Below are 21,917 nucleotides of genomic sequence, written 5' to 3' on the forward strand. Positions count from 1 at the left end.
TAATTTTCACTTGTAAAAACAAGGCATCATTAAAATTTTGGATGCTCAAAATGATTTAATGATGCCTTGTTTCTACAGTTAAACTGTTGTGAAACTGGATGCTGTGAGTTGATTAGAATTCACTCCTAGCAAAAATGCCAGCGTTTCACCGCCAAAGTTAATCGTAGCATTGCCGTTCTCATCCACAATGCTTAATTGTGCGAAATTCAATCCTCCTGATAAACCAATTTTGTCTTGTCCAAGGGTAAAGTCTTGAATTCGATCGGTTCCATTACCGTTACGTGAAATTACAAAAGTATCGTTACCAGCACCACCATTGAGAGTGTCATTGCCAGCACCGCCATTGAGTAAATCATCACCCGTACCGCCGTTGATTAAATCATCACCACTGCTACCAATCAGCGTGTCGTTTCCACTAGTACCATTAATGGTTCTAGGAGTGGGAAGATTAAACTGAGCAATAACTGGGTCGTGATCGCTGATTTGGTCAGCAAACTCTGAGTTAATATGAACCACATCAAAGCCATTCAGCTTGTTAAACAAGTTGTTGCTAACGAGGATATGATCCAGAACTTGGGCGTTACCTTGGAAGTTGTAGGTATAACGCTCATTTTCTGGCAAGGTTTCTATCAAAATATTCAAATCACCATCTTTGAGAATGGTGAGAGGTTCGGAAAACTGGAAGTCGTTTAGGTCGCCAGCAACCACAATGTTAGCATTGGGGTTAACGTCCAAAATGCTTTGCACGAAGTCTTTGACAATGGTTGCTTGCTGGATGCGTTGTGCTTCGCTGGTGAGGGTAGGTGGTTGGGATGGGCCAAACAAAGGTTGATCGCCACCTTTGGAGTTAAAGTGGTTGCCAATCACATAAACCGTTTGACCGTTGAACAGAAATTCGCCAACTAAGGGTTTCCGGCTGGCGTTAAAGGCGGGATTGGTAGGATCGATTAAACCGGGACTGGCAGATAAGTCTGGGATGCCATCATTGCCGATGTCTGTAACAGTGGTGTTAGAAGTAGATGTGCCACCGGGACGATCGACAAAACTAACCCGATTTGGATTGTACAGGAACCCAACTCGGATGTTACCCCCTGGTTCGCCACCATTGGTATCGTCTACAGGGTTGATTTGGCGATATTGATAAGTTGGGCCACCTGCGGCAGCGATCGCATTGATCAAAGTTTGAAATGTGACGCTGGCATCTACCACGCTGTCATTGATCGCACCATTATTATCTTGAATTTCTTCAACGTTGATGATGTCGGGTGATTTCAGGTTATTGACGATCGCACCTGCGATCGCATTAAACCTAGCTGCACCATCACTTGGATCGAGGTTTTCCACGTTGAAGGTAGCAACTGTGAGTTGATTTGCACTGCTAGTTAAGTTGGTAACTTCTTTTTGCAAAGTGGATGGTTGCACAACTGTTGGTGCAGTAGCAACCAAAACTTCGTAGTTGTTGAAGTCGTAGTTAACAACCCCGGTAATATTGCTCAGTTTAGCACCTACATTTACCGTTGGTAAGGTTGTAGACTCGTTGATTAAATCATCAATTTGAATCCGTTCTGGGTTAAAGTCATCTGCTGTAATTAGGCTACCACCACGAGCAGTGCGGCTGGTAGCATCCTCACCATTGTTTGCCAATACCCAGATTTCCTCGGAGTTACCAAAGTTTGCGGTGGGAGAGGTAGCGACAGGGTTGTTAATCTGAACTACCATTCCTTCTAAACTTTCGTAGAAGTCGATGCCATCTTCTTCAGGATCGAAAGGTGTGGCAGGGTTTTCTACATTTCCGCCAACGGCATCGTTGTCGATGATTGAGTTAGGTGGAATGCGGTCTTCACCAATGACGATCGGTTTAATAGTTGTAGTAGGTGCAGTTGTCCAAGGTGTAACGCTAAGTACTCCAACGTTGTTATTGTTTGAGATTTGAGTAATGCTTAGGTTGTTGGCGTTGTTACCGGGACGGAACTCGGAAACTGTGCCACTTACCAAGACTGCTTCGCCAACTCTGCGGGCAGTTCTGATGGGAGAATTAGTACCTGTGAAGACGAAAATACCTTCTGCGGTTTTTGGGTTAGCGTCGGGGGTGGGGTCTTGAATGTAGAAGCCGTTGGATGCGATCGCTGTTACAATACCTGCAACGTTGCTAACTGCTTTGCCATTGAACGGTGAAATGTGCGCCGCACCTTGAATATCGCTAATCCGCACCGGAGGCGTAAATTCAAACACTGCAACGGTTCTGCTAACTTCGTTAGCTGTAACTAATAGCGGTTTACCTGTGGGACTATCAGCAGCGGAAATAAAGGTTAATCCTTCTGGGGCAAGATCTTCGGCAGTGTTGATATATTCGATAAATTGGGGTTTGGTGGGTTCGCTGACATCATAAACAATGACATCGCCTGTGCGTTCCAAACCGATGAAGGCGTATGTGCGATCGCCTACAACACCAACAACTACTCCTTCTGGTTCTGGGCCTTTGTTGTCGCTGCGACTGTCAAAGGTTACGTTAGTAAAGTTACCATCAGAGTTGAAAATGCCAGGTACTTGAGCGGCAGTGATTCTTTCTAGTTGATCGCCGCTGTCAAAGACTAGTTTAGCGTCTTCATCCCAAATGGAAAAGGAGCGAGCACCCAGCGCTTCGATGCGATCGAAATCTCCATCGCCATCAATATCGCCAGAAGCATTAGTCAACTGCAACCTTCCCAAATTAGCGTTTTGCTTTAAGGTTGCAGCGTTGGGAAAGATAGTTGGATCGAGTACATAGCTGGCATCACCGACTCGCACCTCTTCATTAAAACCTGTGTAAGCACGGGAATCTCCCTCGTTAGCGGTGATAAAGTAGGTTTGTCCGTTGATGATGAAGCTGGCGATCGCATCGGGTTGATACAATCCAAACACGGGTACGTTGCGAATGTTGATGGCGTTGTCTCGATCGCTTGGATCGATGCCGTTTCCTGGTAGGCTATGATCCTTTACGCCTAAAGGTGCGATGTCAGTTACGGTTGCTTTGGCAATGTCTACCAATGCCAAAGCATTGTTTTCTTGCAAGGTGACGTAGGCAAATTTCCCGTCTTCCGAGAAAGCGATATATTCTGGTTCAAAGTCTTGTGCAACTGTCGCACCTGGCCCAGTAATGCGAACACCTGCGGCTTTTAAATCTTCAATTTCACTGTTGAAAGCGGTAAATGTTGCGGTTCGCACAGTGGCATTAACCACCCCTTTAGCAAGATTGATAATACTAACTGAACCTTCTGGATCGAAGGAATCTGGCTGTCCGTAGCTGTTGGGTTCGCCTTCGTTAGCTGTTAAAACCTTCTTACCATCAGGTGTAAAGGTGAGCATATCAGGCAAATAGCCGACTTCTACTGAATTTAAGAAACTGGCATCAGCAGCATTGTAGAAGCTAACTTGTCCGGGAAGTTGGGCGTTGTTTGCTGTATTTCTAATCGCGTAGGCAACTGCGACAATGCCATTTTTCACGGCGACGCTGTTGGGAATAGCTTCTGTTCCGGTGGTTAGAGTAAAGCCGGGAGTTAAACTACCAGCTAGGGTTAATGCACCTGTGTTGCTGAGGCTGTAAAATTCTACGGTATCGCCTGCTACTACGAATAAGCGATCGCTCCCAGGATCGAAAGCTGGAATTTCCGCACCCGCACCCGTTGCATTACCTACTTTTTTCAAGGCACCAGTTGTATTATCGGTAATGGTGACAGTGGCACTACTAATACTACCCAAATCGTAAGTTGCACCATCCACCAAGGTCAAGATTATGGTTTCGTTTCCTTCTCTAGCGTTGGCATCGTTAACTGGAGTTACTGTAATTGTGGTAGATGCCCGACCTGCTGGAATCACCACAGAACCTGTTAGGTTATTGTAGTCGATGCCGTTGGTTGCGGTGCTGCTAATGGTGTAAGTAACAGTTAAAGCTGCGGTTAAATCTCCGGTACGAGTAAGGGTGAATACGCCTGTATCGACTGTAGTACCTAATTCGGCTGCCAAGGGATCTGTAGCAGCGATCGTCACTATAGGGTTAAGACTGGTTGTAGACATAGTGTGCGAGGAAATAAACTTGCTAAGGTGAACGGCGATCGCTTAAGTAATTTTTAGGGTGCTGGCGATCGTCAAGGAAACAGAAAATATACACATGACAAAACCGCATAGTTAGAAAAAACTCTATGCAATTCCAGAAATTTCCGTAACTTTACGGTAAAGTCAGTGTAATTTCGGATTCCCGGACTTTCAGCTTCTCACTACTAAGTTAAGTAAAGGCTAAGAAATTGTACTGAGCGTCCAAAATTTACTGAATCTTCATAAATGTGAAGACAGTCAAAAATTTAGGGATTGAGCACTAGGGATTGGGGACTGGGATTCCTTGGAAATTTACGAGATAGAATGAATAAAAATATTGGGGAAAAGCGATCGTTTCAGAGTAAAATTAATCTCGTTCTATCCGCCACAACTTTCCCATGCGGCGCGACTCAATATTTTACAAAATCTTCCAACAGTCTCCCAGTTTACTGTTTGAGTTAATCGCAACTCCACCGACAAATGCCAGTGCTTACCGTTTTGATTCAGTAGCAGTCAAAGAGCCAAAATTTGAGATAGATGGAGTATTTTTGCCCCCAGAGACTGATAGTACAAGGATAATCTACTTCTGCGAAGTTCAATTTCAGAAAGACGAAAGATTATATGAACGCTTATTTGGAGAAGCATTTTTATATTTCTATCGGAATCGAGAGCGATATTCTAATTGGCAAGCAGTAGTAATTTATCCGACACGCAGTATTGAACAAAATGAGATTAGTCCTTACCAAGCATTGCTAAACTCAGAGCAAGTACATCGAATTTACCTTCAGGAATTAGGTGAGATTCGGCAGTTACCTTTAGGAATAGCATTAATGGTACTGACGATTGTTGCAGAAGAACAAGCCGCAGCAGAAGCGAGATATTTAATCGAACGCGCCCAAGAAGAAGTTAGAGAACCAGAAGCAAATCGAGCGATAATAGATACGATCGCCACGATCATGGTTTATAAATTCATTGATTTAAGTCGGCAGGAGGTAGAAGCAATGTTGGGATTGCGGTTAGAAGAGAGTAGAGTTTATCGGGAAGCTAAAGAAGAAGGACGACTCGAAGGATGGCAAGAAGGACGAATCGAAGGACAACTGGAAGGACGAATCGAAGGACAACTGGAAGGACGAATCGAAGGACAACTGGAAGGACGACAGCAGGAGGCAGTTAATTTGGTTGTCCGTCTTTTGTCGCGTCGCTTTGGCGAGTTATCAGAAAAGCAAAGAAATCGCATTTCTAACTTAAGGTTATCTGTGTTGGAAGATTTGGGTGAAGCGTTATTGGATTTTAGTAGCTTGGATGATTTGTCAGTTTGGTTAGATGGACATTAGACTTTTGGTGAAAGTTTCCAACAGGAGATAAAGCGTAATGAGGGAAAAGCGATCGTTTCAGAGTAAGATTAATCTCGTTCTATCCGCCACAACTTTCCCATGCGGCGCGACTCAATATTTTACAAAATCTTCCAACAGTCTCCCAGTTTACTGTTTGAGTTAATCGCAACTCCACCGACAAATGCCAGTGCTTACCGTTTTGATTCAGTAGCAGTCAAAGAGCCAAAATTTGAGATAGATGGAGTATTTTTGCCCCCAGAGACTGATAGTACAAGGATAATCTACTTCTGCGAAGTTCAATTTCAGAAAGACGAAAGATTATATGAACGCTTATTTGGAGAAGCATTTTTATATTTCTATCGGAATCGAGAGCGATATTCTAATTGGCAAGCAGTAGTAATTTATCCGACACGCAGTATTGAACAAAATGAGATTAGTCCTTACCAAGCATTGCTAAACTCAGAGCAAGTACATCGAATTTACCTTCAGGAATTAGGTGAGATTCGGCAGTTACCTTTAGGAATAGCATTAATGGTACTGACGATTGTTGCAGAAGAACAAGCCGCAGCAGAAGCGAGATATTTAATCGAACGCGCCCAAGAAGAAGTTAGAGAACCAGAAGCAAATCGAGCGATAATAGATACGATCGCCACGATCATGGTTTATAAATTCATTGATTTAAGTCGGCAGGAGGTAGAAGCAATGTTGGGATTGCGGTTAGAAGAGAGTAGAGTTTATCGGGAAGCTAAAGAAGAAGGACGACTCGAAGGACGGCAAGAAGGACGAATCGAAGGACAACTGGAAGGACGAATCGAAGGACAACTGGAAGGACGACAGCAGGAGGCAGTTAATTTAGTTGTCCGTCTTTTGTCGCGTCGCTTTGGCGAGTTATCAGAAGAGCAAAGAAATCGCATTTCTAACTTAAGATTATTTGTGTTGGAAGATTTGGGTGAAGCGTTATTGGATTTTAGTAGCTTGGATGATTTGTCAGTTTGGTTAGATGGACATTAGACTTTTGGTGAAAGTTTCCAACAGGAGATAAAGCGTAATGAGGGAAAAGCGATCGTTTCAGAGTAAGATTAATCTCGTTCTATCCGCCACAACTTTCCCATGCGGCGCGACTCAATATTTTACAAAATCTTCCAACAGTCTCCCAGTTTACTGTTTGAGTTAATCGCAACTCCACCGACAAATGCCAGTGCTTACCGTTTTGATTCAGTAGCAGTCAAAGAGCCAAAATTTGAGATAGATGGAGTATTTTTGCCCCCAGAGACTGATAGTACAAGGATAATCTACTTCTGCGAAGTTCAATTTCAGAAAGACGAAAGATTATATGAACGCTTATTTGGAGAAGCATTTTTATATTTCTATCGGAATCGAGAGCGATATTCTAATTGGCAAGCAGTAGTAATTTATCCGACACGCAGTATTGAACAAAATGAGATTAGTCCTTACCAAGCATTGCTAAACTCAGAGCAAGTACATCGAATTTACCTTCAGGAATTAGGTGAGATTCGGCAGTTACCTTTAGGAATAGCATTAATGGTACTGACGATTGTTGCAGAAGAACAAGCCGCAGCAGAAGCGAGATATTTAATCGAACGCGCCCAAGAAGAAGTTAGAGAACCAGAAGCAAATCGAGCGATAATAGATACGATCGCCACGATCATGGTTTATAAATTCATTGATTTAAGTCGGCAGGAGGTAGAAGCAATGTTGGGATTGCGGTTAGAAGAGAGTAGAGTTTATCGGGAAGCTAAAGAAGAAGGACGACTCGAAGGACGGCAAGAAGGACGAATCGAAGGACGAATCGAAGGACAACTCGAAGGACAACAGCAGGAAGCAGTTAATTTGGTTGTCCGTCTTTTGTCGCGTCGCTTCGGCAAGTTATCAGAAAAGCAAAGAAATCGCATTTCTAACTTAAGGTTATCTGTGTTGGAAGATTTGGGTGAAGCGTTATTGGATTTTAGTAGCTTGGATGATTTGTCAGTTTGGTTAGATGGACATTAGACTTTTGGTGAAAGTTCCCAACTGGAGATATAGAAAACAGGGAACTTTGAACAGTTTTTTGTTTTCGGAGTTCCCTGTTCCCCTACACTAAGTAGAATTAATCTGTTAATAGAATGCGCGAACTCATCAAACGTTGGGATGTTTTAATTGCCGAATTAGATAAATTAAATTTACGTCTAGAAGCAGAAAATAATCGCAGTTTTGAAGCAGCACGTCAAAGAGGAAATGCTAAACGAAAAGCTGCTCAATAGCGATCGATCTTCCCAATCACTTAATTTGCATGATTCAAGAACAACCTTTCGTTTCAGTTATCATTCCTGTCTTTAACGATGTAGTTGGGTTAAAGCGGTGTTTAGAAAGTTTAAAAAACCAATCTTATCCTGAGAGTTTATATGAAATAATTGTGGTGGATAATGGTTCTAATGCCGAGCAAAATATTGCTGATGTTGTGGCAAATTATCAGCAAGCAATTTTAACTAATGAAAGTCAGCCTGGATCGTATTCGGCACGCAATAAAGGAATTTCTGTGGCTAAGGGAAGTGTGATTGCTTTTACTGATGCTGATTGTATTCCGGCTACTGATTGGATTGAACAAGGTGTTAAAATACTACTAGAAAATCCCAAGTGTGGGTTTGTTGCTGGGAAGATTCAAACTTGTTTTAAAGAACCAAATAAACCTAATTCTATAGAACTTTATGAAAGTCTTTGGTATCCGCTTCCGCAAAAAGAATTTGTGGAAAAACATCATTTCGGTGCAACAGCTAATGTGTTTACCTTTGTGAGTGTAATTCAGGAAGTAGGTGTATTTGATAGTAGTTTGAAATCAAATGGCGATCGCGAATGGGGACAGCGAGTTTATCATGCGGGATATCATCCTTTATATGCTGAAGAAATCTGTGTTTCTCATCCAGCACGTAATTCCCTACCCCAACTTTATTCTAGAGCCAGAAGAATCATTGGTGGGCGCTACGATTTACAACAAAAACAGGAAAGTTCTTTTCTCAAAAGTAACTTAATTTTCATGATTAATGTGGTGAAATATGCGATCGCGCCAATAGCCATGTTAGGATTTAATCTACTTTTAGACAAACGATTAAAAACCCCGACGCAAAAAGTTCAAGTTTCCCTAGTAATGTTTTTTGTTTCTTATGTTTATGTGTGGGAAATGATTCGCCTTAAAAGTGGCAAAACATCTCACAGAGGATAAAAAGGTTTTTGCGGTTAAAACCTTGCATCAGGGGAGGTAGAACCTCCCAGATCCTCGTTCCCAGGTTGAACCTGGGAACGAAGAATGGAGGCTCTGCCTCTTGATGCAAGATCTGAGTATAAAGTTTGTTGTGAGGACTTTAGTCCTACTTTGAAAGCAAAGAAAGGACTGAAGTCCTTACAACGAACCATCATTTCATCTGATAAAGATAGGTGAATGCACCAGGTTGATTGAAGTAATCTAGTTTTTGTCCAATGCGATCGAGATGAAGCTTAACAAAAGGTTCCTTTTTTTTGTTTAATCCAGGAAACACAAACCATATCCGCTGTTTATTTTTTAATTGATTAGATTGATTTTTAAATTGTTGCCAACCTTGCTCAGAAAACTTGTCTGCATTCACAAATTCACTCAAATAACCACGTGCAAAATCAGATTGAGAATAGCCATATTTTGGGGCATAATATTCAAATTGATCTGCTGGCCCTCCATCACCTATATAAATTACATCTCCAGGCTTTTGATGAGTTTTAATGTATTCAATTATCGGGCGAATTTCATGTTTAGTTTCTGGATAAAATACAAAATTTCCGGCTCTAACTAAAGAGGGTACTATGAGTAAACAAGCCAAAGTAATTCCAGCAATAACGAAGTATTTTTGCTGCTTACTGTGATTGAGACGAGTCAGCAGAAAAGCTATTCCTTCAGCAATTACTAAGATAAAAAACGGGGCTAAAAACAAAATCAATCGTCCGCGAAAGGGATATTTATGAAGATAAGTAGCTGCTAAGGTGGCAAAAACTGGAGACATTAAAATTATGAATTTGTTCGGTTTTTTCCTAATAAAAAATACGCAACCTATTACAAATGCTAAAATTGCAATACCATCAAAGATTGTCGAAAATCCTAAAGGACGAGAAAAGAATCTGCCAAAAGAATCTAGCAACCAAATCAAGTCAAAAATAGTATTGGGATATTCATCTCCCCAAGCATTTTGTAAACTGTTATTTTGCATGACTCTGGCTATTGTCAAAAAGTACATAGAACCAAAACTGATTAGCCAGAGCAAATAGGCAGGCAAACGGTTAATTAAAATTGCTTTTCTTTGTTGATTAGAAGTGAGTATTAGGTTGGCTGATTCAAGTCCTGCTAAAACAAAAATTGTGGGATGAGAAAACAAAATTGCTACTGCTCCTAAAATTCCAATTAACAAAATTCGCTGGATATTTAAAATTTGTGTCAGTAGCGGAATTAGCAATAAACAAAGCAATAAAGCAATCATGACATCGCTGGAATATTGCTTAACTTCAGTGGCATAATAAAGGGTGTATCTTAAGCAAGCAAATAGGATTATGGCTATTGGTAGAGCGATCGCAGATACCGCCCATTTTCCCAGTTTGTAAAAAGCAATTAGCGAAACAATTCCAGAAATTAAAGGAAATAATCTCAGCGAATATTCATTATTTCCAAATATTTGGGTAAATAGTTTTTCTGTCCACAAAAAGCCAGGGGGAGCAGCTTGATTACGATCTAAAGGTTGGAGTAATTCTAAATAAGAGCGATTCACAATATTTAGCGCTAAACTTGCTTCATCTCCCCACAATGCTCGATTACTCAAATATTGGGATACTCGAATAAAGATGCCAAATATGATAATCAGCACAGTTAAATATTTCAGGAAATCAGAAATATTCTGTTTGTTAGATAAATTATTCATTTTGTAAATAAAACAACTAAAGAGAGAATGAGCTTTATTATACAGTAGCGATTAGCAAAGGACTAAAGTCCTTACAACGAACTTAATTATTGCCAATTTCCTACTAAAACATAAGGTGCCCAGAAAAAGGGAAGCTGATATTTTTTATCTTTTAAAATACTTAATTGAGCAAGTCTTAAAGCCTGTGCTTTTGTAACGCCTTCTTTGGCTAATTCTTGATAAAATTTTACCATTAATGCGGCAGTTGATTCATCACTAACTCTCCATAAAGTTGCCAGAGTACTACGCGCACCTGCTCTTACTGCTACTCCTGCTAATCCTAAAGCTGCTCTATTATCTCCTGCTGCGGTTTCACAAGCACTAAAAACAAGTAATTCTATAGGAGGGGTTGTTTGTTGCTCTCTTACGCGCAATAATTGGTCTAAGTTTTTAACATTAATTTGACTATTCCAAGCTAAAATAAATGTTTCTTCTGCTTGAGAGCTAAATTGTCCATGAGTTGCGAAATGTACAATTGGAAAAGTAGCTGAAGTTAATATTTTTTGTAAATTATTATCAGTAAATTGTTGATTTAAAAGTTCCTGTGCTGGTAAGAGAGACTTAATTTCTTGTAATTCCTGTTCCACGTTTGGTAAGGCGGGGAAATTTTGATTTGCTTCAGAAATGCCAGCTAATAATACTCGAAATTCTTCCCTTTTTATAGGTTGTGGTGGGAGTAATTGTAATCCAGGAGTTAAAGCAATACTATACTTCTCGATTAAATATTTTTCACCATCGTATAAAGCAGCTAGAGAAATGTTTCGCAATAACCCATCAGAAACAAATACTAGGGTTTGAACGTTTTTCTGTTTTATTTCTGCTTCTATTGGTTGAATAATCCAATTATAAACTTCTTGGTAAAGTGGTAAAATTAATGTATTGTTGATAGGAGTTTCCATGCTTGTGCGTAATCTTTTTAGCGCCAATTCTACTTCGGTTTGGGGTTTTAAAGTAGTATAAAGGCGTAGGGGAGATTGAGGTAAGGCGAGAATAATTGCTAATCTATCTGGTAAAACAATTGTGTAAATTATGGCAGCATTTTGGTCTAATCGATCGATCTCTACGGGTTTAGTATCCAAACAAGCTTCCTGAAAAAAGTTATCTAATTCTGCTAATTGTAAAGATTCAATTACCGATCGCGCAATGCGTAAATTCTCTTGACTCGGTTCGGTTTGAATTGGTAATAATAAATCAACTAATTCTCGATAGACAGGTTCGACACTTTGCCGAAAAGAAAATTGCAAATCGGGATTACCAGGATTAATTGCAACTAAGTCATTTCGCAGAGATTTAAGAGTATCAATTGCTTGGGTATAAGAGGCGATCGCGCTTTGTTTATCACCTTGTTTTTTCAGCAATCTTCCTAATTGCCATTGCCAACGATAAGTAATTTCTGAAGCATTAACAGCTTGAGCTAAACTAAGAGCTTGTTGAGTTAAATTAGTGCTATCTTTAAACTGTTCAGTTAATTCATATAATCTACCTAAATTTCCTAAAGCATAAGATTCAGCTTGAGAATCTTGCAAATCTTTTGCTTCTTGAATTGCTTTTGCTAATAATAACGCCGACTCTTGAATATTCTGCTCTTTCTTCAGTTTTAGTAATGTTTCAGCTAAGTAAATTCGCGCATAAACTGATTTACGACTAGCTGGTAATTGATTAATATTAATTTCTTTTAATAAATCTTGAGCTTCAGTGAATTTACCGAGATCTACTAACAAACTCAATTGATTAATTTGCGCTTGCACTCGAATGATGGGTGAATTTGATGTTTCAATGGATTTTTGATAAGCGTTAATAGCTGTGGCAAATTCGGTTCTAGCAATTGATAAATTGTTAAGTTCTTCAGCTTTTTTGCCAGAAGCTCTGGCGGTATTTCCTAAACTGAAAAAGGTGGCGCTGATAGTTGAATTTATTTGTAACTCTTGCGCTATATTTAAACTTTTTTGCAGCACTTGTCGAGACTTTTCCAATTCCCCAATTGCTTGTAACGCATTACCTAAACTCAGTAAAGCTGTAGCTTTGATTAGAGAATTTGGTTGCTTGTCTAAAGAAATTTCTAGCTGTTCTAAAGTTTTTTGAGCGCGGCGATAAAGTCCTAAAGATTGTAGTGCTTGAGCAATGTTTATTTGACTGCCGATCGCACCTTCAGTATCGCCAATTTGGGAATAAATCGCAGTAGTTTGTTCCCAAGTTTTTATCGCCTGTTCCAATTTTCCCAAAGCTAATTGCAAATGACCTTGATTGTTCAAAGCTTGAGCTAAAATGAGTTGGGAATTTTTACTCGTTGGCAAATTGCGAATTAAAGATAAACTAGAAGCGATCGCACTTTCTGCTTCTTGCCATTTCCCTAATTGCTGATAAGCAAAAGATAAATAACTCAAAGCTAAAGCTTCACCCTGTTTATTCCCAGAAACGCGAAAAGCAGAAACAGCTTTTTGCCAAAAATCCACCGCTTGCAAAAACTGTCCCCCTTGCAAAAACTCCTTACCCTGTTCTAACAATTGTTGGGGATTGGTGACTGGGGATTGGGGATGGGGGGTTGGGGATTGGGAAAGTTTTACGCTAGTTAAATTAGGGAAAGCTAACGAAATTCCGGCACTCAAAAAGGCAGTTACAAGAGTAATTACAACAAGAACTAACCATTTTTTGCTTAGTGCGATCGTCTTTCTCACATATCTTTTAACAAACATTTTATCCTCTTCCCTTCCCCTAATAAAACTAATTCTTTGTAGGGTGCGTTAACGCCAGTGTAACGCACCATCTAGCTTAAATTTGTTGCTCAGCAATCTATCATCACTGCTCAGGACAATATTGAGAATTAAAAATCAATTTATGAGGTACTGCTTTCGCCGTGTTAGCAACAAGAACTACCTCACCATTAGCATTTTTTATCCATCCTTGAGCTTCTACAATTTCATCTTTACCATTTTCTTCTATTCTTCTGCTTCTTTGTTCTCCTTTGCCTTTACTTTCTTCTAAATTTATTGGTCGGAAATCTACCCAAGTCACATCATTTATAATCGGTTCATTAGGATTAGGTGGCAATCCACCTTTACCAGTCACAATAAATTCGCTTTGTTCTCCTTCACGACGACGACAAGTAGAAGCAACTAATTTAGTCGCATCAAATACTTCTACTTGTGGAACATCAGAAGATTGAGGTTCAATATATCCTTCTATAGACAAGTTACCACTAGCACTAATCACGCTATTAGCAGACACAAATACTGCAACACCAAAATCATCAATAGGTTTAATAGTGATGTTACTACCACCATTGGGAGCATCCGCATCAGTTCTAATTTGACTGGCTTCCAAAAGAGCTAAAGTACGAGTGGCAATATCGATATTACCTTGTTGAGCATCTAAAGCTGAAGTGGCAGAAATTTGACTTTGACGGCGTAATTGAATATCTCTACTTTGGATTCTAATATTTCCCCCCGCACCTTTTTCCGATTCAGCAGTCAAGTAACTTCGATTATCTAATAATAAACGACCAGCAACTATATTCAAATCGCCTGGATCTCCTTTTGCTTGGTTGCTAACAATTGTTGACACTGAACCATCATTATTTAAGAAAAAGTTGTTTGTGTTTATTGTCACGCTTCCAGCATTTCCTTCGCCAAAAGTACCTGCACCTATTTGAGCTCCGTTACTAATAGTTAGCGAGTTACTGGTGACGCTAACACCACCCGCTTTACCTTCCGCACCCGCATTCACAATACTAAAGGCTCCACTGACATTATCATTGTTTACTACACCAATACCATCAAAAAGTACGCGATTTTTAGCCGTAATTGCTACCTGTCCCGCCTCACCTTTTCCTGAAGTACTCGCATTCAATTGAGCACCATTAGTAACAAACAACGAATTCGTAGTAATGTTGATATCTCCTGCTATACCAATAGCATTTTCTCCTACTTCACTCCTAATTTCTGTAGGAGAACCAGCCTCAGTTTCACCATCAAGATTGATAGTATTAGCTTTAACAGTAATACTTCCTGCTTTACCTATACCTAAAGTACTAGCATCAATTCTTGCACCATTAGTCAAAGTTAAAGAATTAGTAGTAATCGTAATGTCATTTGCTTCGCCTTCAGCATTTTCGTCTACATATCCAAAAGCACCTGTAGGAGTTCTATCGTTGGCTTCCCCATCAAAAGAAACGCTATCACTGGCGTTAATCGTAATTTTTCCGGCTTTCCCTTTACCTGAAGTGCTGGCATTTAATAGCGCACCATTTGTTACTGTTAAAGTTTTGGTGTTAATCGTAATGCCTCTGCCATCGCCTATGCCACCTTCTTCTACACTACTCATGATAGAACTGTAAGATTGTTTACCTTTACCTTCACCATCAAGAAAAATACTATTAGCCTGAATTGTGATTTCTCCGGCTTTGCCAAAACCAAACGTAGAAGCGGCTATTTGAGCACCATTGGTGATAGTTAAGGAATCAGTCGTAATATTAATATTCCCTGCTTCTCCTTCTCCTTTTGATTCTACAGTAGCAAAAATTCCACTAACAAAATTGTTGCCTTCGCCGTCTAGAGAAATACGATCGCTCGCTACAATCTTAATATCTCCAGCTTTACCTTTGCCAAATGTATTCGCATTTATTTGAGCACCATTTGTTAAAGTCAATGATTTGGTATTAATCTCAATACCATTTGCTTCACCTTCGGCATTTTCACCCACAAATCCGAAAGCACCTGTAGAAGTTCCATTGCTGGCTTCCCCATCAAAAGAAACACTCTCACTAGCGTTAATTCTAATTTTTCCAGCTTTCCCTTTACCTAAAGTGCTGGCATTTAATAGCGCACCATTTGTTAATGTTAAAGTTTTGGTGTTAATCGTAATTCCACTACCATCGCCTATGCCACCTTCTTGTACACTGCTGACGATGGAACTGTAAGATTGTTTACCTTTACCTTCACCATCAAGAGAGATATCATTAGCCTGAATTGTGATTTCTCCGGCTTTGCCAAAACCAAAAGTTGCAGCAGCTATTTGAGCGCCGTTGGCAATAGTTAAAGAATTAGTCGTAATATTAATGTCCCCTGCTTTCCCTTCGCCATTTTGTTGCACATGAGCAAAAATTCCACTAATAGAATTGCTGTTTTTGCTGTCAAGAGAAATGCGATCGCTCGCTATAATTTTAATATCCCCGGCTTTACCTTTGCCAAATGTACTCGCATTTATTTGAGCACCATTGGTGATAGTTAAGGAATTAGTCGTAATATTAATATTCCCTGCTTCTCCTTCTCCTTTTGATTCTACAGTAGCAAAAATTCCACTAACAAAATTGCTGCCTTTACCTTCAAGAGAAATCCGATCGCTCGCTACAATCTTAATATCTCCGGCTTTACCTTTGCCTAAAGTATTGGCATTTATTTGAGCACCATTTGTTAATGTCAATGATTTGGTATTAATCTCAATACCATTTGCTTCACCTTCGGCATTTTCACCCACAAATCCGAAAGCACCTGTAGAAGTTCCATCGCTGGCTTCTCCATCAAAAGAAACACTATCACTAGCATTAATCCTAATTTTTCCAGCTTTACCTATACCTAAAGTGCTGGCATTTAATAGCGCACCATTTGTTAATGTTAAAGTTTTGGTGTTAATTGTAATTCCACTACCATCGCCTATGCCATTTTTTCCTACACTGCTGATGATGGAACTGTAAGATGAACTACCCTCTCCATCCAGAGAAATACTATTAGCTTGAATGGTGATTTCTCCAGCTTTGCCAAAACTAAAAGTAGAAGCGGCTATTTGAGCACCTTTGGTAATAGTTAAGGAATTAGTTGTAATATTAATATCCCCTGCTTCTCCTTCTCCTTTTGGTTGCACGCTGGCAAAAATTCCACTCGCAGTTTCGCCGTTTTCACCTTCGAGGGAAAGGCTATCTGTGGTTAGTATTTTAATATTTCCGGCTTTACCTTTGCCTGATGTACTTACGTTCAGTACGCCGCCATTGGTAAGTGTTAAAGATTTGGCATTAACGGTAATTGTGTTGCTATTGCCGATCGCGTTTTCTTCTACAGTATTATTAACTTGGCTCGATGAAATTGTAATTGCATCAGTAGCATCTAATAAAATATCTCCAGCTACACTTTCTGGCGTACTCTTTCCTTTTGTTATCCCCGCTAAAAGTAAGCTTTCTCCTGAAATATCTAAGTTTCTTGCCTTAACAGTAATGCTACCACCGCCAGAACTTTGGGTTTCAATTTGTGCTTGATTAATAATTGATACATCTGCACGCGCCAAATTATCAGGTAAGCTCAAACTACCATTTTCATTGAATCCTACTGTTCCTTTTGTGGAAATTCCTCCTAATTCAATTTGACCACTAGGAGCTTTTAAAATTCCACCATTTATGGTTACATTTCCGCCAATAATTGTTAAATTTTTTCCTGGGAGAACTTCTAAAGAAGATGTAGAATTGCCTTGAATGCGAATTTCTCCGGGAGTCTTGCCATATTGTAGTCCGATCGGTACATTAATACTGAGCAAAGGCGAAGATTGCAAATTATTAGTCGCAAACTCCAACCCATCGGTGAATTTAATGCTATTAGCTGTAGAAGCAAAAAATGAGCCGCCAATGTTTAATTTAGCATTTGGCCCAAAAATAATTCCATTTGGATTAAGTAAAAATAAATTAGCTACACCATTGGCTTTAATTAACCCATCAATATTAGATATTGATTTACCTGTTACCCGACTAAAAATATTTCTAATATCGATCGCGTTATTAAAAAATGCCTCTCCTCCAGTGGGAACGGAAAATTCCCGGAAACTGTGAAACAAGTTGTTACCTGCTCTAGTTCCCCCTTCAATAACGTTAGCTTTTCCAGTAGGTGTGACGATCGAATTTACAGTAGCGTCTGGGACAATCTGTGCTTGTACTTGATTTAGATTATAGGAAAAACCCCATAAGAAAAAGCAACAGGCTAATAAAACCTTTTGGCGATCGATTTTAATAATTCTTGGTTCTTGATTGTTTCGTCTAATCAGGCACAGGATAGTAATTAACAATAAACGGTTTACTTCCGGGTAATTAGGTTTCATAATTAGACAACTAGAATTAAGTACTAAGATCGTAATTTCTCAAGGGCAAAATTGAGTGAAATTTATAAAACTTATACTTAATTTTTATTTTGTTCTAAATTATTAGAGAAATGTAACAAAAATGAATTCTATCTCAGCACTTCTCCATTTGTTAAATAAGGTGTAAAGTGTAAAGAATCTTTACCTGAAGAGGAAAGAGATGGAAGAAAGTTTGATAATTTTTGGTTATTTTCTATGAAGGTACATCCACGAGAAATTTATAACTTGTTGTTGGAATCAAGTCAGACAACTGAGTTTGTAAAGGAGGTCATTATCGGTTTAACTTGGACTTTTTGCCGTACCAATGGTATAGGATTATGTATGAGTCCAGGTCAGGCGACGCGCACTTTGCCTTGGTCGGGAACTTTGGTGAATCAAGCGATCGCAGATTTAGCTCCTTGGCTGTACTCTTGGGACAGTTATCAAGCTACCATTGCAATGGCAGCAATTAATTCTGCGATTAATTCAACTTCGCCGCTAATAGAAAAAGCACAACCTCTAGCACCAAAAAATTCGGCAAACCTGGCTGTCTTTGAACATTTTCTCCCATTAATTCGCGGAAAACAAGTAGTTGTAATTGGACGTTACCCTGGACTATCGCAATACGAACAGGATACAGAAATTTCGGTAATCGAACGTCAACCAACTGCTAACGATTTTCCCGACCCTGCTTGCGAGTATCTTTTACCGGAAGCAGATTGGGTTTTTTTGACTGCAACATCGATCGTAAATAAGACTTTTCCACGCTTAGTAGAATTGTCACAAAATGCCAAATTAGTATTAATGGGACCTACTGTTCCTTGGTTGCCAGAATTAGCAGATATGGGAATTAATTATTTAGCAGGTGTAGCGGTAACAAATGCAGAAGCTTTACGACAAACAATTGCCGAAGGTGGAGGTACAAGAATTTTTGATACAGGCGTACAATATCGAGTTCTAGAATTAGTTTGATCGGGACTTACGCAACTGGCAAAAAAAGGTACGTTGTTGCGCTTTAGCGCTAAAGCGCAACAACGTACATAGAAAATTTTCAGGATTATTTTGGATGAAAAGTTCAAGACAAATTATTGAACTTTCCATGCAATCAGAGCAACAAGTGCAATAAGACCTAACGCTCTACGGAAGTAATTAACACCTTCAAATAATTCTAACCACGCCCAAGTAAATAAGGAACCAAAAGCTATTAAGTCTATTCCTAAATGAAGTTTACCTGTAGGAAAAATTATTTCTAATAAAATAGATGTAATCCCAACAATGAGTGGTAAATTTGGGGGTTGAGCGATAACAATGTTGCCTTCGCTGTCTCGGAACACTTGATCGAATAATGTGTTTTCCATGAAATCCCTCTCTTTTTCAGCGTTTCTACAACTACAAACATCAAGAGCAAACTTAGCCTAATAAATTTAATTAAGGCGTTTACTGGATACTTTTTTATGATTTCATGAGCCGAATTTATTGCCATCCATCTTAGGTTTAAGATGCAAAACTACCCCAGCTATCAATCAGTTTCGATATTATGTGAATCCTGTTCAAACGTATCAGCCACACTCACACCCGTTGCATCATCAATTAATTTTTGGGCGCGATCGGGATCGGAATAAATAAGCTCAAGTAATTGATATTTATCTAGTCCAGTCATTCTGGCATAAAATTCCACTTCTCCTAAAATTCTGCTTTCTGATTGCCTCAAATACATGGATAGGCAATGGTGAGCCTGTGTGGTTTTCTGGCGCTTGGTGCGGAAGAAGCTTAAAGCACTGAGCAATCTATCTTCGTATGGCGCAAGTGCTCTTAAGTGTAATCTTTTTGGTTGTTCCAGCATATTGGTATTAAATCCTGTATTAGTTCCAAGATTATGGTACTAGATTACTAGCAAATCTTTTGAGAACCGATCGCACAGAGGCAATTTCGCGGGCGCTAAATTCCCCCAAAATTAGCAATCCTAACGGAATTAATAATCCCAGAATTATAAGTTTTAAAATTAGTAACCAACCGGAAGTTTGCCAAATATTTGCTAATCCGTAAGCTAAAATAGCGATGAGTAAACTACGTGCAAAAGAGAGGAACGAAGGGAAAATTTTCCAGAGATGGTAGAGAGCAAAAATTGTGGCTAATGCCGCTAAAGTAGACACAGTAATTGTAACTATTGCTGCTCCTATTGTGCCAAATTTGGGAATCATCCAGAGGTCAAGTGCGATCGCTAATGGTACCATTGGGCCTGTGAGTGCGATCGTCCAATTTGGTTTACTTGCAGCGGTGAGAATAGCAGTTGTAATAGAAATCATTGCCATTGCTACTGCGGCAAAAATTAATATAGAAAATATCGGTGCAGCAGGTAAAAAAGTAGCGCTGAAAAGTAGTTTAATAATTTCGGAAGATGCGCCAGCAGCTAATCCGGCAAAGGGTATTAATAACAGCACTAAACGCATGGCATTTTTGCTCAGTTCTTGCGCTTTTTGCAATTCATTTTCCCGCAAAAGACGGGTAAGAGTTGATAAAAGTAAAGGGACAAATGCCAGGGTAAATATCCCAGGAATTATAGAAAGATTTTGCGCTGTTCCGTAATAACCTGCTTGTGCTGCGGTTCCTCCTAACAATTTCAACATAAATAAATCGAGTTTGTCATAAAGGCGTAAACTGATAGCCATCAAAAATAATGGTACTGCATAACCCCAGAGTTTTTGCATGGGGAAAGGCGATCGCTGCAAAACTGGTGGACGCACATAAAACCGACAGACGAAAAGCTCAATTAATGCTGAAAGCAAGCTACCAATAATTGCGCCCCAAATTGATAAACCTGCGGCAACTAAAGCGATAGTTAATATCATTTTGGTAAGCCAACGAGTAGCAGTTGCGATCGCCCTTTCCGAGAACTTACCCAACCCAACTAAAACGCTACGATGCACGTAAGTAACACAAAAAATTGGTACTTCCAACATGAACAATCGCAAATAATTATTCATGCCAGGTTCACCTAAAGCCTTGGCTACAGGATCGGCAATAAACCAAAAAATAATAGCAGCAGAAAAACCCAAAAAAATATGTAATTGCAACACTGTAGTTGCTACAGGTTGCCAATTTTCTGTTTCTCCAACAAACTTAATTGTAGTGCGTGTAAAAGCCGAAGTAATACTCCAACCAATCCAAGAAACTATACTAGTTGCTAACAGGAATAAACCGTAACTTTCTGGCCCTAACTGACGGGTTAAAAAAGCCGCTGTTAAAAGTCCAGTAGGCAATAATAAAGCCTCTGCTAGAAATACTTGAATGGTTCCCGATGCCAAACCTTTTGAGGGATTGGGGACTGGGGATTGGGGACTGGGGACTGGGAAATTCTGTGAGTTTGTTCTTTTGGCTTTCAAAGATTTTCTCTCTTAATATTTCAGGAATGTTCCCAATTAACCTCTACTTTGCCTTCTTTGGAAAGGAAATAATTAGGTCGGAAATAACTAATTATTAAGCCAACAAAATACAACAACAGGGAAGTTAAAGCGATGAAAATTGCGATCGGTAAATTCAGCAAATATCTTGGTTGTTCGATCGCCACATCAATCAATCTTTTTGCTGCTACCATAACTTTATATAAGCCCAGTGCGAAACTTATAAATAGTTCTACAATTGGCTGAAAAATTGTTTTCTTTTCCGTCTGTTTTAAACGGTAAATTAACAAAGCATCATATCCATATAACAAGAATCGCCAGAAAAAGTGTGCTCCGCCATTAGGTGCAGCATGACAAGCACGAGAATTTGGTTGTTTCCAAATAGTTTCTCCTTGCTTCATCAAAGAATTAGCATGAATTACACAATTGCCTCGATAAATTGGCAAATCTACAGGAATCGGATATTTAGCCAGAAATGAACGACGAAAAGCCACATTATTACAGAAATAATATTGGGTTTTTTCCAGGTTGTTACTGTGAGAAAAGCGGGGGAAAATGTATGTTAGTGCGATCGCCAATCCATAAACACCTTCAGCCGAAGTTGTAGTTTCACCCGCTACCACATTAACGTTATCTTCTGCAAAAGGTGCGAGCAAATTTCGTAACCAATTTGGCTGATAAATACAATCTGAATCTGCTAAAACAATTACATCTCCAGTTGTTAAAGAAACGCCTTTCATTTTAGCAGCATAGTAATCAACATCTGCGGAAATGCGACGCATACTTAACCAAGGATATTTGTTAGTAAGTTGTTCCATCATTTCTTGAGGAACATCTCCGCTTTCCAGAATTAAAACTTCTTTGGCTAATTCAGGAGATAGGTCTTGAGATGCGATCGAATCCAAGGAACGATATAATCCTTCTAATTCCGCAGTCGCTAAGTTTTCCGTTTCTACAATGATTGAGAAACTCGGTAATTTGGCTTTTTCAGTAACTTCTATTTGTGACATAACCTCGGATTTTTACCACAGATATCTACAGATGAATTA

14 protein-coding genes are annotated in these 21,917 nt (G+C 39.4%); 6 read left to right on the forward strand and 8 right to left on the reverse strand.

Translation table 11 applies throughout. From position 1 onward, the window contains the following. Positions 1 to 78 precede the first annotated feature (78 nt). Complete coding sequence (locus ACE1CA_RS24670; protein ID WP_413280125.1) at positions 79 to 4,053, reverse strand: choice-of-anchor I family protein; 3,975 nt, start codon at positions 4,051 to 4,053, stop codon at positions 79 to 81. Positions 4,054 to 4,469: 416 nt separating this feature from the next. Here ACE1CA_RS24670 and ACE1CA_RS24675 point away from each other — a divergent pair, with 416 nt between their 5' ends. The 5 genes from ACE1CA_RS24675 (at position 4,470) to ACE1CA_RS24695 (ending at position 8,622) form a co-directional block, all read left to right on the forward strand. Continuing rightward, positions 4,470 to 5,405, forward strand: coding sequence for an Rpn family recombination-promoting nuclease/putative transposase (locus ACE1CA_RS24675; protein WP_486517519.1), 936 nt, complete (start codon positions 4,470 to 4,472; stop codon positions 5,403 to 5,405). Positions 5,406 to 5,504: 99 nt separating this feature from the next. After that, on the forward strand, positions 5,505 to 6,416 hold the full coding sequence (locus ACE1CA_RS24680) for an Rpn family recombination-promoting nuclease/putative transposase (protein ID WP_486517520.1): 912 nt from the start codon (positions 5,505 to 5,507) through the stop codon (positions 6,414 to 6,416). Between the two features lie 99 nt (positions 6,417 to 6,515). After that, on the forward strand, positions 6,516 to 7,415 hold the full coding sequence (locus ACE1CA_RS24685) for an Rpn family recombination-promoting nuclease/putative transposase (RefSeq protein WP_413277187.1): 900 nt from the start codon (positions 6,516 to 6,518) through the stop codon (positions 7,413 to 7,415). 113 nt (positions 7,416 to 7,528) lie between these two features. Next, positions 7,529 to 7,666 (forward strand): hypothetical protein, encoded by a 138-nt coding sequence (locus tag ACE1CA_RS24690; RefSeq protein ID WP_413277188.1) that lies wholly within the window; start codon positions 7,529 to 7,531, stop codon positions 7,664 to 7,666. Between the two features lie 29 nt (positions 7,667 to 7,695). After that, positions 7,696 to 8,622, forward strand: a complete 927-nt coding sequence (locus ACE1CA_RS24695; protein WP_413277189.1) for a glycosyltransferase family 2 protein — start codon at positions 7,696 to 7,698, stop codon at positions 8,620 to 8,622. A 190-nt stretch (positions 8,623 to 8,812) separates the two neighbouring features. On the opposite strand, the gene ACE1CA_RS24700 is transcribed toward ACE1CA_RS24695, so the two are convergent. The 3 genes from ACE1CA_RS24700 to ACE1CA_RS24710 all read right to left on the reverse strand — a co-directional run bounded on the left by ACE1CA_RS24700 (position 8,813) and on the right by ACE1CA_RS24710 (position 17,449). Then, the gene (locus ACE1CA_RS24700; protein ID WP_413277190.1) at positions 8,813 to 10,336 is read right to left on the reverse strand and encodes a glycosyltransferase family 39 protein; all 1,524 of its coding nucleotides are present in this window, start codon (positions 10,334 to 10,336) and stop codon (positions 8,813 to 8,815) included. An 86-nt stretch (positions 10,337 to 10,422) separates the two neighbouring features. After that, on the reverse strand, positions 10,423 to 13,068 hold the full coding sequence (locus tag ACE1CA_RS24705) for a CHAT domain-containing protein (protein ID WP_413277191.1): 2,646 nt from the start codon (positions 13,066 to 13,068) through the stop codon (positions 10,423 to 10,425). Positions 13,069 to 13,171: 103 nt separating this feature from the next. Next, a complete protein-coding gene (locus tag ACE1CA_RS24710) occupies positions 13,172 to 17,449 on the reverse strand; it encodes a two-partner secretion domain-containing protein (RefSeq protein ID WP_413277192.1) in 4,278 nt (1,425 codons plus the stop codon). A 234-nt stretch (positions 17,450 to 17,683) separates the two neighbouring features. Between ACE1CA_RS24710 and ACE1CA_RS24715 the strand changes: the two genes are divergently transcribed. After that, positions 17,684 to 18,439: a Rossmann-like domain-containing protein gene (locus tag ACE1CA_RS24715; protein WP_413277193.1), complete on the forward strand. Its 756-nt coding sequence runs from the start codon at positions 17,684 to 17,686 to the stop codon at positions 18,437 to 18,439. A gap of 113 nt (positions 18,440 to 18,552) precedes the next feature. On the opposite strand, the gene ACE1CA_RS24720 is transcribed toward ACE1CA_RS24715, so the two are convergent. The 4 genes from ACE1CA_RS24720 to ACE1CA_RS24735 all read right to left on the reverse strand — a co-directional run bounded on the left by ACE1CA_RS24720 (position 18,553) and on the right by ACE1CA_RS24735 (position 21,878). Continuing rightward, positions 18,553 to 18,825 carry a hypothetical protein gene (locus ACE1CA_RS24720; protein WP_413277194.1) on the reverse strand — a complete coding sequence of 91 codons (273 nt, stop codon included), beginning with the start codon at positions 18,823 to 18,825 and terminating at the stop codon, positions 18,553 to 18,555. 161 nt (positions 18,826 to 18,986) lie between these two features. Continuing rightward, positions 18,987 to 19,310, reverse strand: coding sequence for a hypothetical protein (locus ACE1CA_RS24725; protein ID WP_413277195.1), 324 nt, complete (start codon positions 19,308 to 19,310; stop codon positions 18,987 to 18,989). A gap of 31 nt (positions 19,311 to 19,341) precedes the next feature. Beyond that, complete coding sequence (locus ACE1CA_RS24730) at positions 19,342 to 20,850, reverse strand: lipopolysaccharide biosynthesis protein (protein WP_413277196.1); 1,509 nt, start codon at positions 20,848 to 20,850, stop codon at positions 19,342 to 19,344. A gap of 20 nt (positions 20,851 to 20,870) precedes the next feature. Beyond that, positions 20,871 to 21,878: a glycosyltransferase family 2 protein gene (locus ACE1CA_RS24735; RefSeq protein ID WP_413277197.1), complete on the reverse strand. Its 1,008-nt coding sequence runs from the start codon at positions 21,876 to 21,878 to the stop codon at positions 20,871 to 20,873. Positions 21,879 to 21,917 lie beyond the last annotated feature (39 nt).

This window comes from Floridaenema evergladense BLCC-F167, from assembly GCF_041929205.2.
GTDB classification, from domain to species: domain Bacteria; phylum Cyanobacteriota; class Cyanobacteriia; order Cyanobacteriales; family Aerosakkonemataceae; genus Floridanema; species Floridanema evergladense.

What these genes read in the sequence shown, in the direction of transcription:
- ACE1CA_RS24715 (WP_413277193.1), top strand. Translation starts at nt 17,684, where the DNA reads ATGAAGGTACATCCACGAGAAATTTATAACTTGTTGTTGGAATCAAGT.
- ACE1CA_RS24720 (WP_413277194.1), bottom strand. Translation starts at nt 18,825, where the DNA reads ATGGAAAACACATTATTCGATCAAGTGTTCCGAGACAGCGAAGGCAAC.
- ACE1CA_RS24705 (WP_413277191.1), bottom strand. Translation starts at nt 13,068, where the DNA reads ATGTTTGTTAAAAGATATGTGAGAAAGACGATCGCACTAAGCAAAAAA.
- ACE1CA_RS24690 (WP_413277188.1), top strand. Translation starts at nt 7,529, where the DNA reads ATGCGCGAACTCATCAAACGTTGGGATGTTTTAATTGCCGAATTAGAT.
- ACE1CA_RS24725 (WP_413277195.1), bottom strand. Translation starts at nt 19,310, where the DNA reads ATGCTGGAACAACCAAAAAGATTACACTTAAGAGCACTTGCGCCATAC.
- ACE1CA_RS24675 (WP_486517519.1), top strand. Translation starts at nt 4,470, where the DNA reads ATGCGGCGCGACTCAATATTTTACAAAATCTTCCAACAGTCTCCCAGT.
- ACE1CA_RS24735 (WP_413277197.1), bottom strand. Translation starts at nt 21,878, where the DNA reads ATGTCACAAATAGAAGTTACTGAAAAAGCCAAATTACCGAGTTTCTCA.
- ACE1CA_RS24700 (WP_413277190.1), bottom strand. Translation starts at nt 10,336, where the DNA reads ATGAATAATTTATCTAACAAACAGAATATTTCTGATTTCCTGAAATAT.
- ACE1CA_RS24710 (WP_413277192.1), bottom strand. Translation starts at nt 17,449, where the DNA reads ATGAAACCTAATTACCCGGAAGTAAACCGTTTATTGTTAATTACTATC.
- ACE1CA_RS24680 (WP_486517520.1), top strand. Translation starts at nt 5,505, where the DNA reads ATGCGGCGCGACTCAATATTTTACAAAATCTTCCAACAGTCTCCCAGT.
- ACE1CA_RS24695 (WP_413277189.1), top strand. Translation starts at nt 7,696, where the DNA reads ATGATTCAAGAACAACCTTTCGTTTCAGTTATCATTCCTGTCTTTAAC.
- ACE1CA_RS24670 (WP_413280125.1), bottom strand. Translation starts at nt 4,053, where the DNA reads ATGTCTACAACCAGTCTTAACCCTATAGTGACGATCGCTGCTACAGAT.
- ACE1CA_RS24685 (WP_413277187.1), top strand. Translation starts at nt 6,516, where the DNA reads ATGCGGCGCGACTCAATATTTTACAAAATCTTCCAACAGTCTCCCAGT.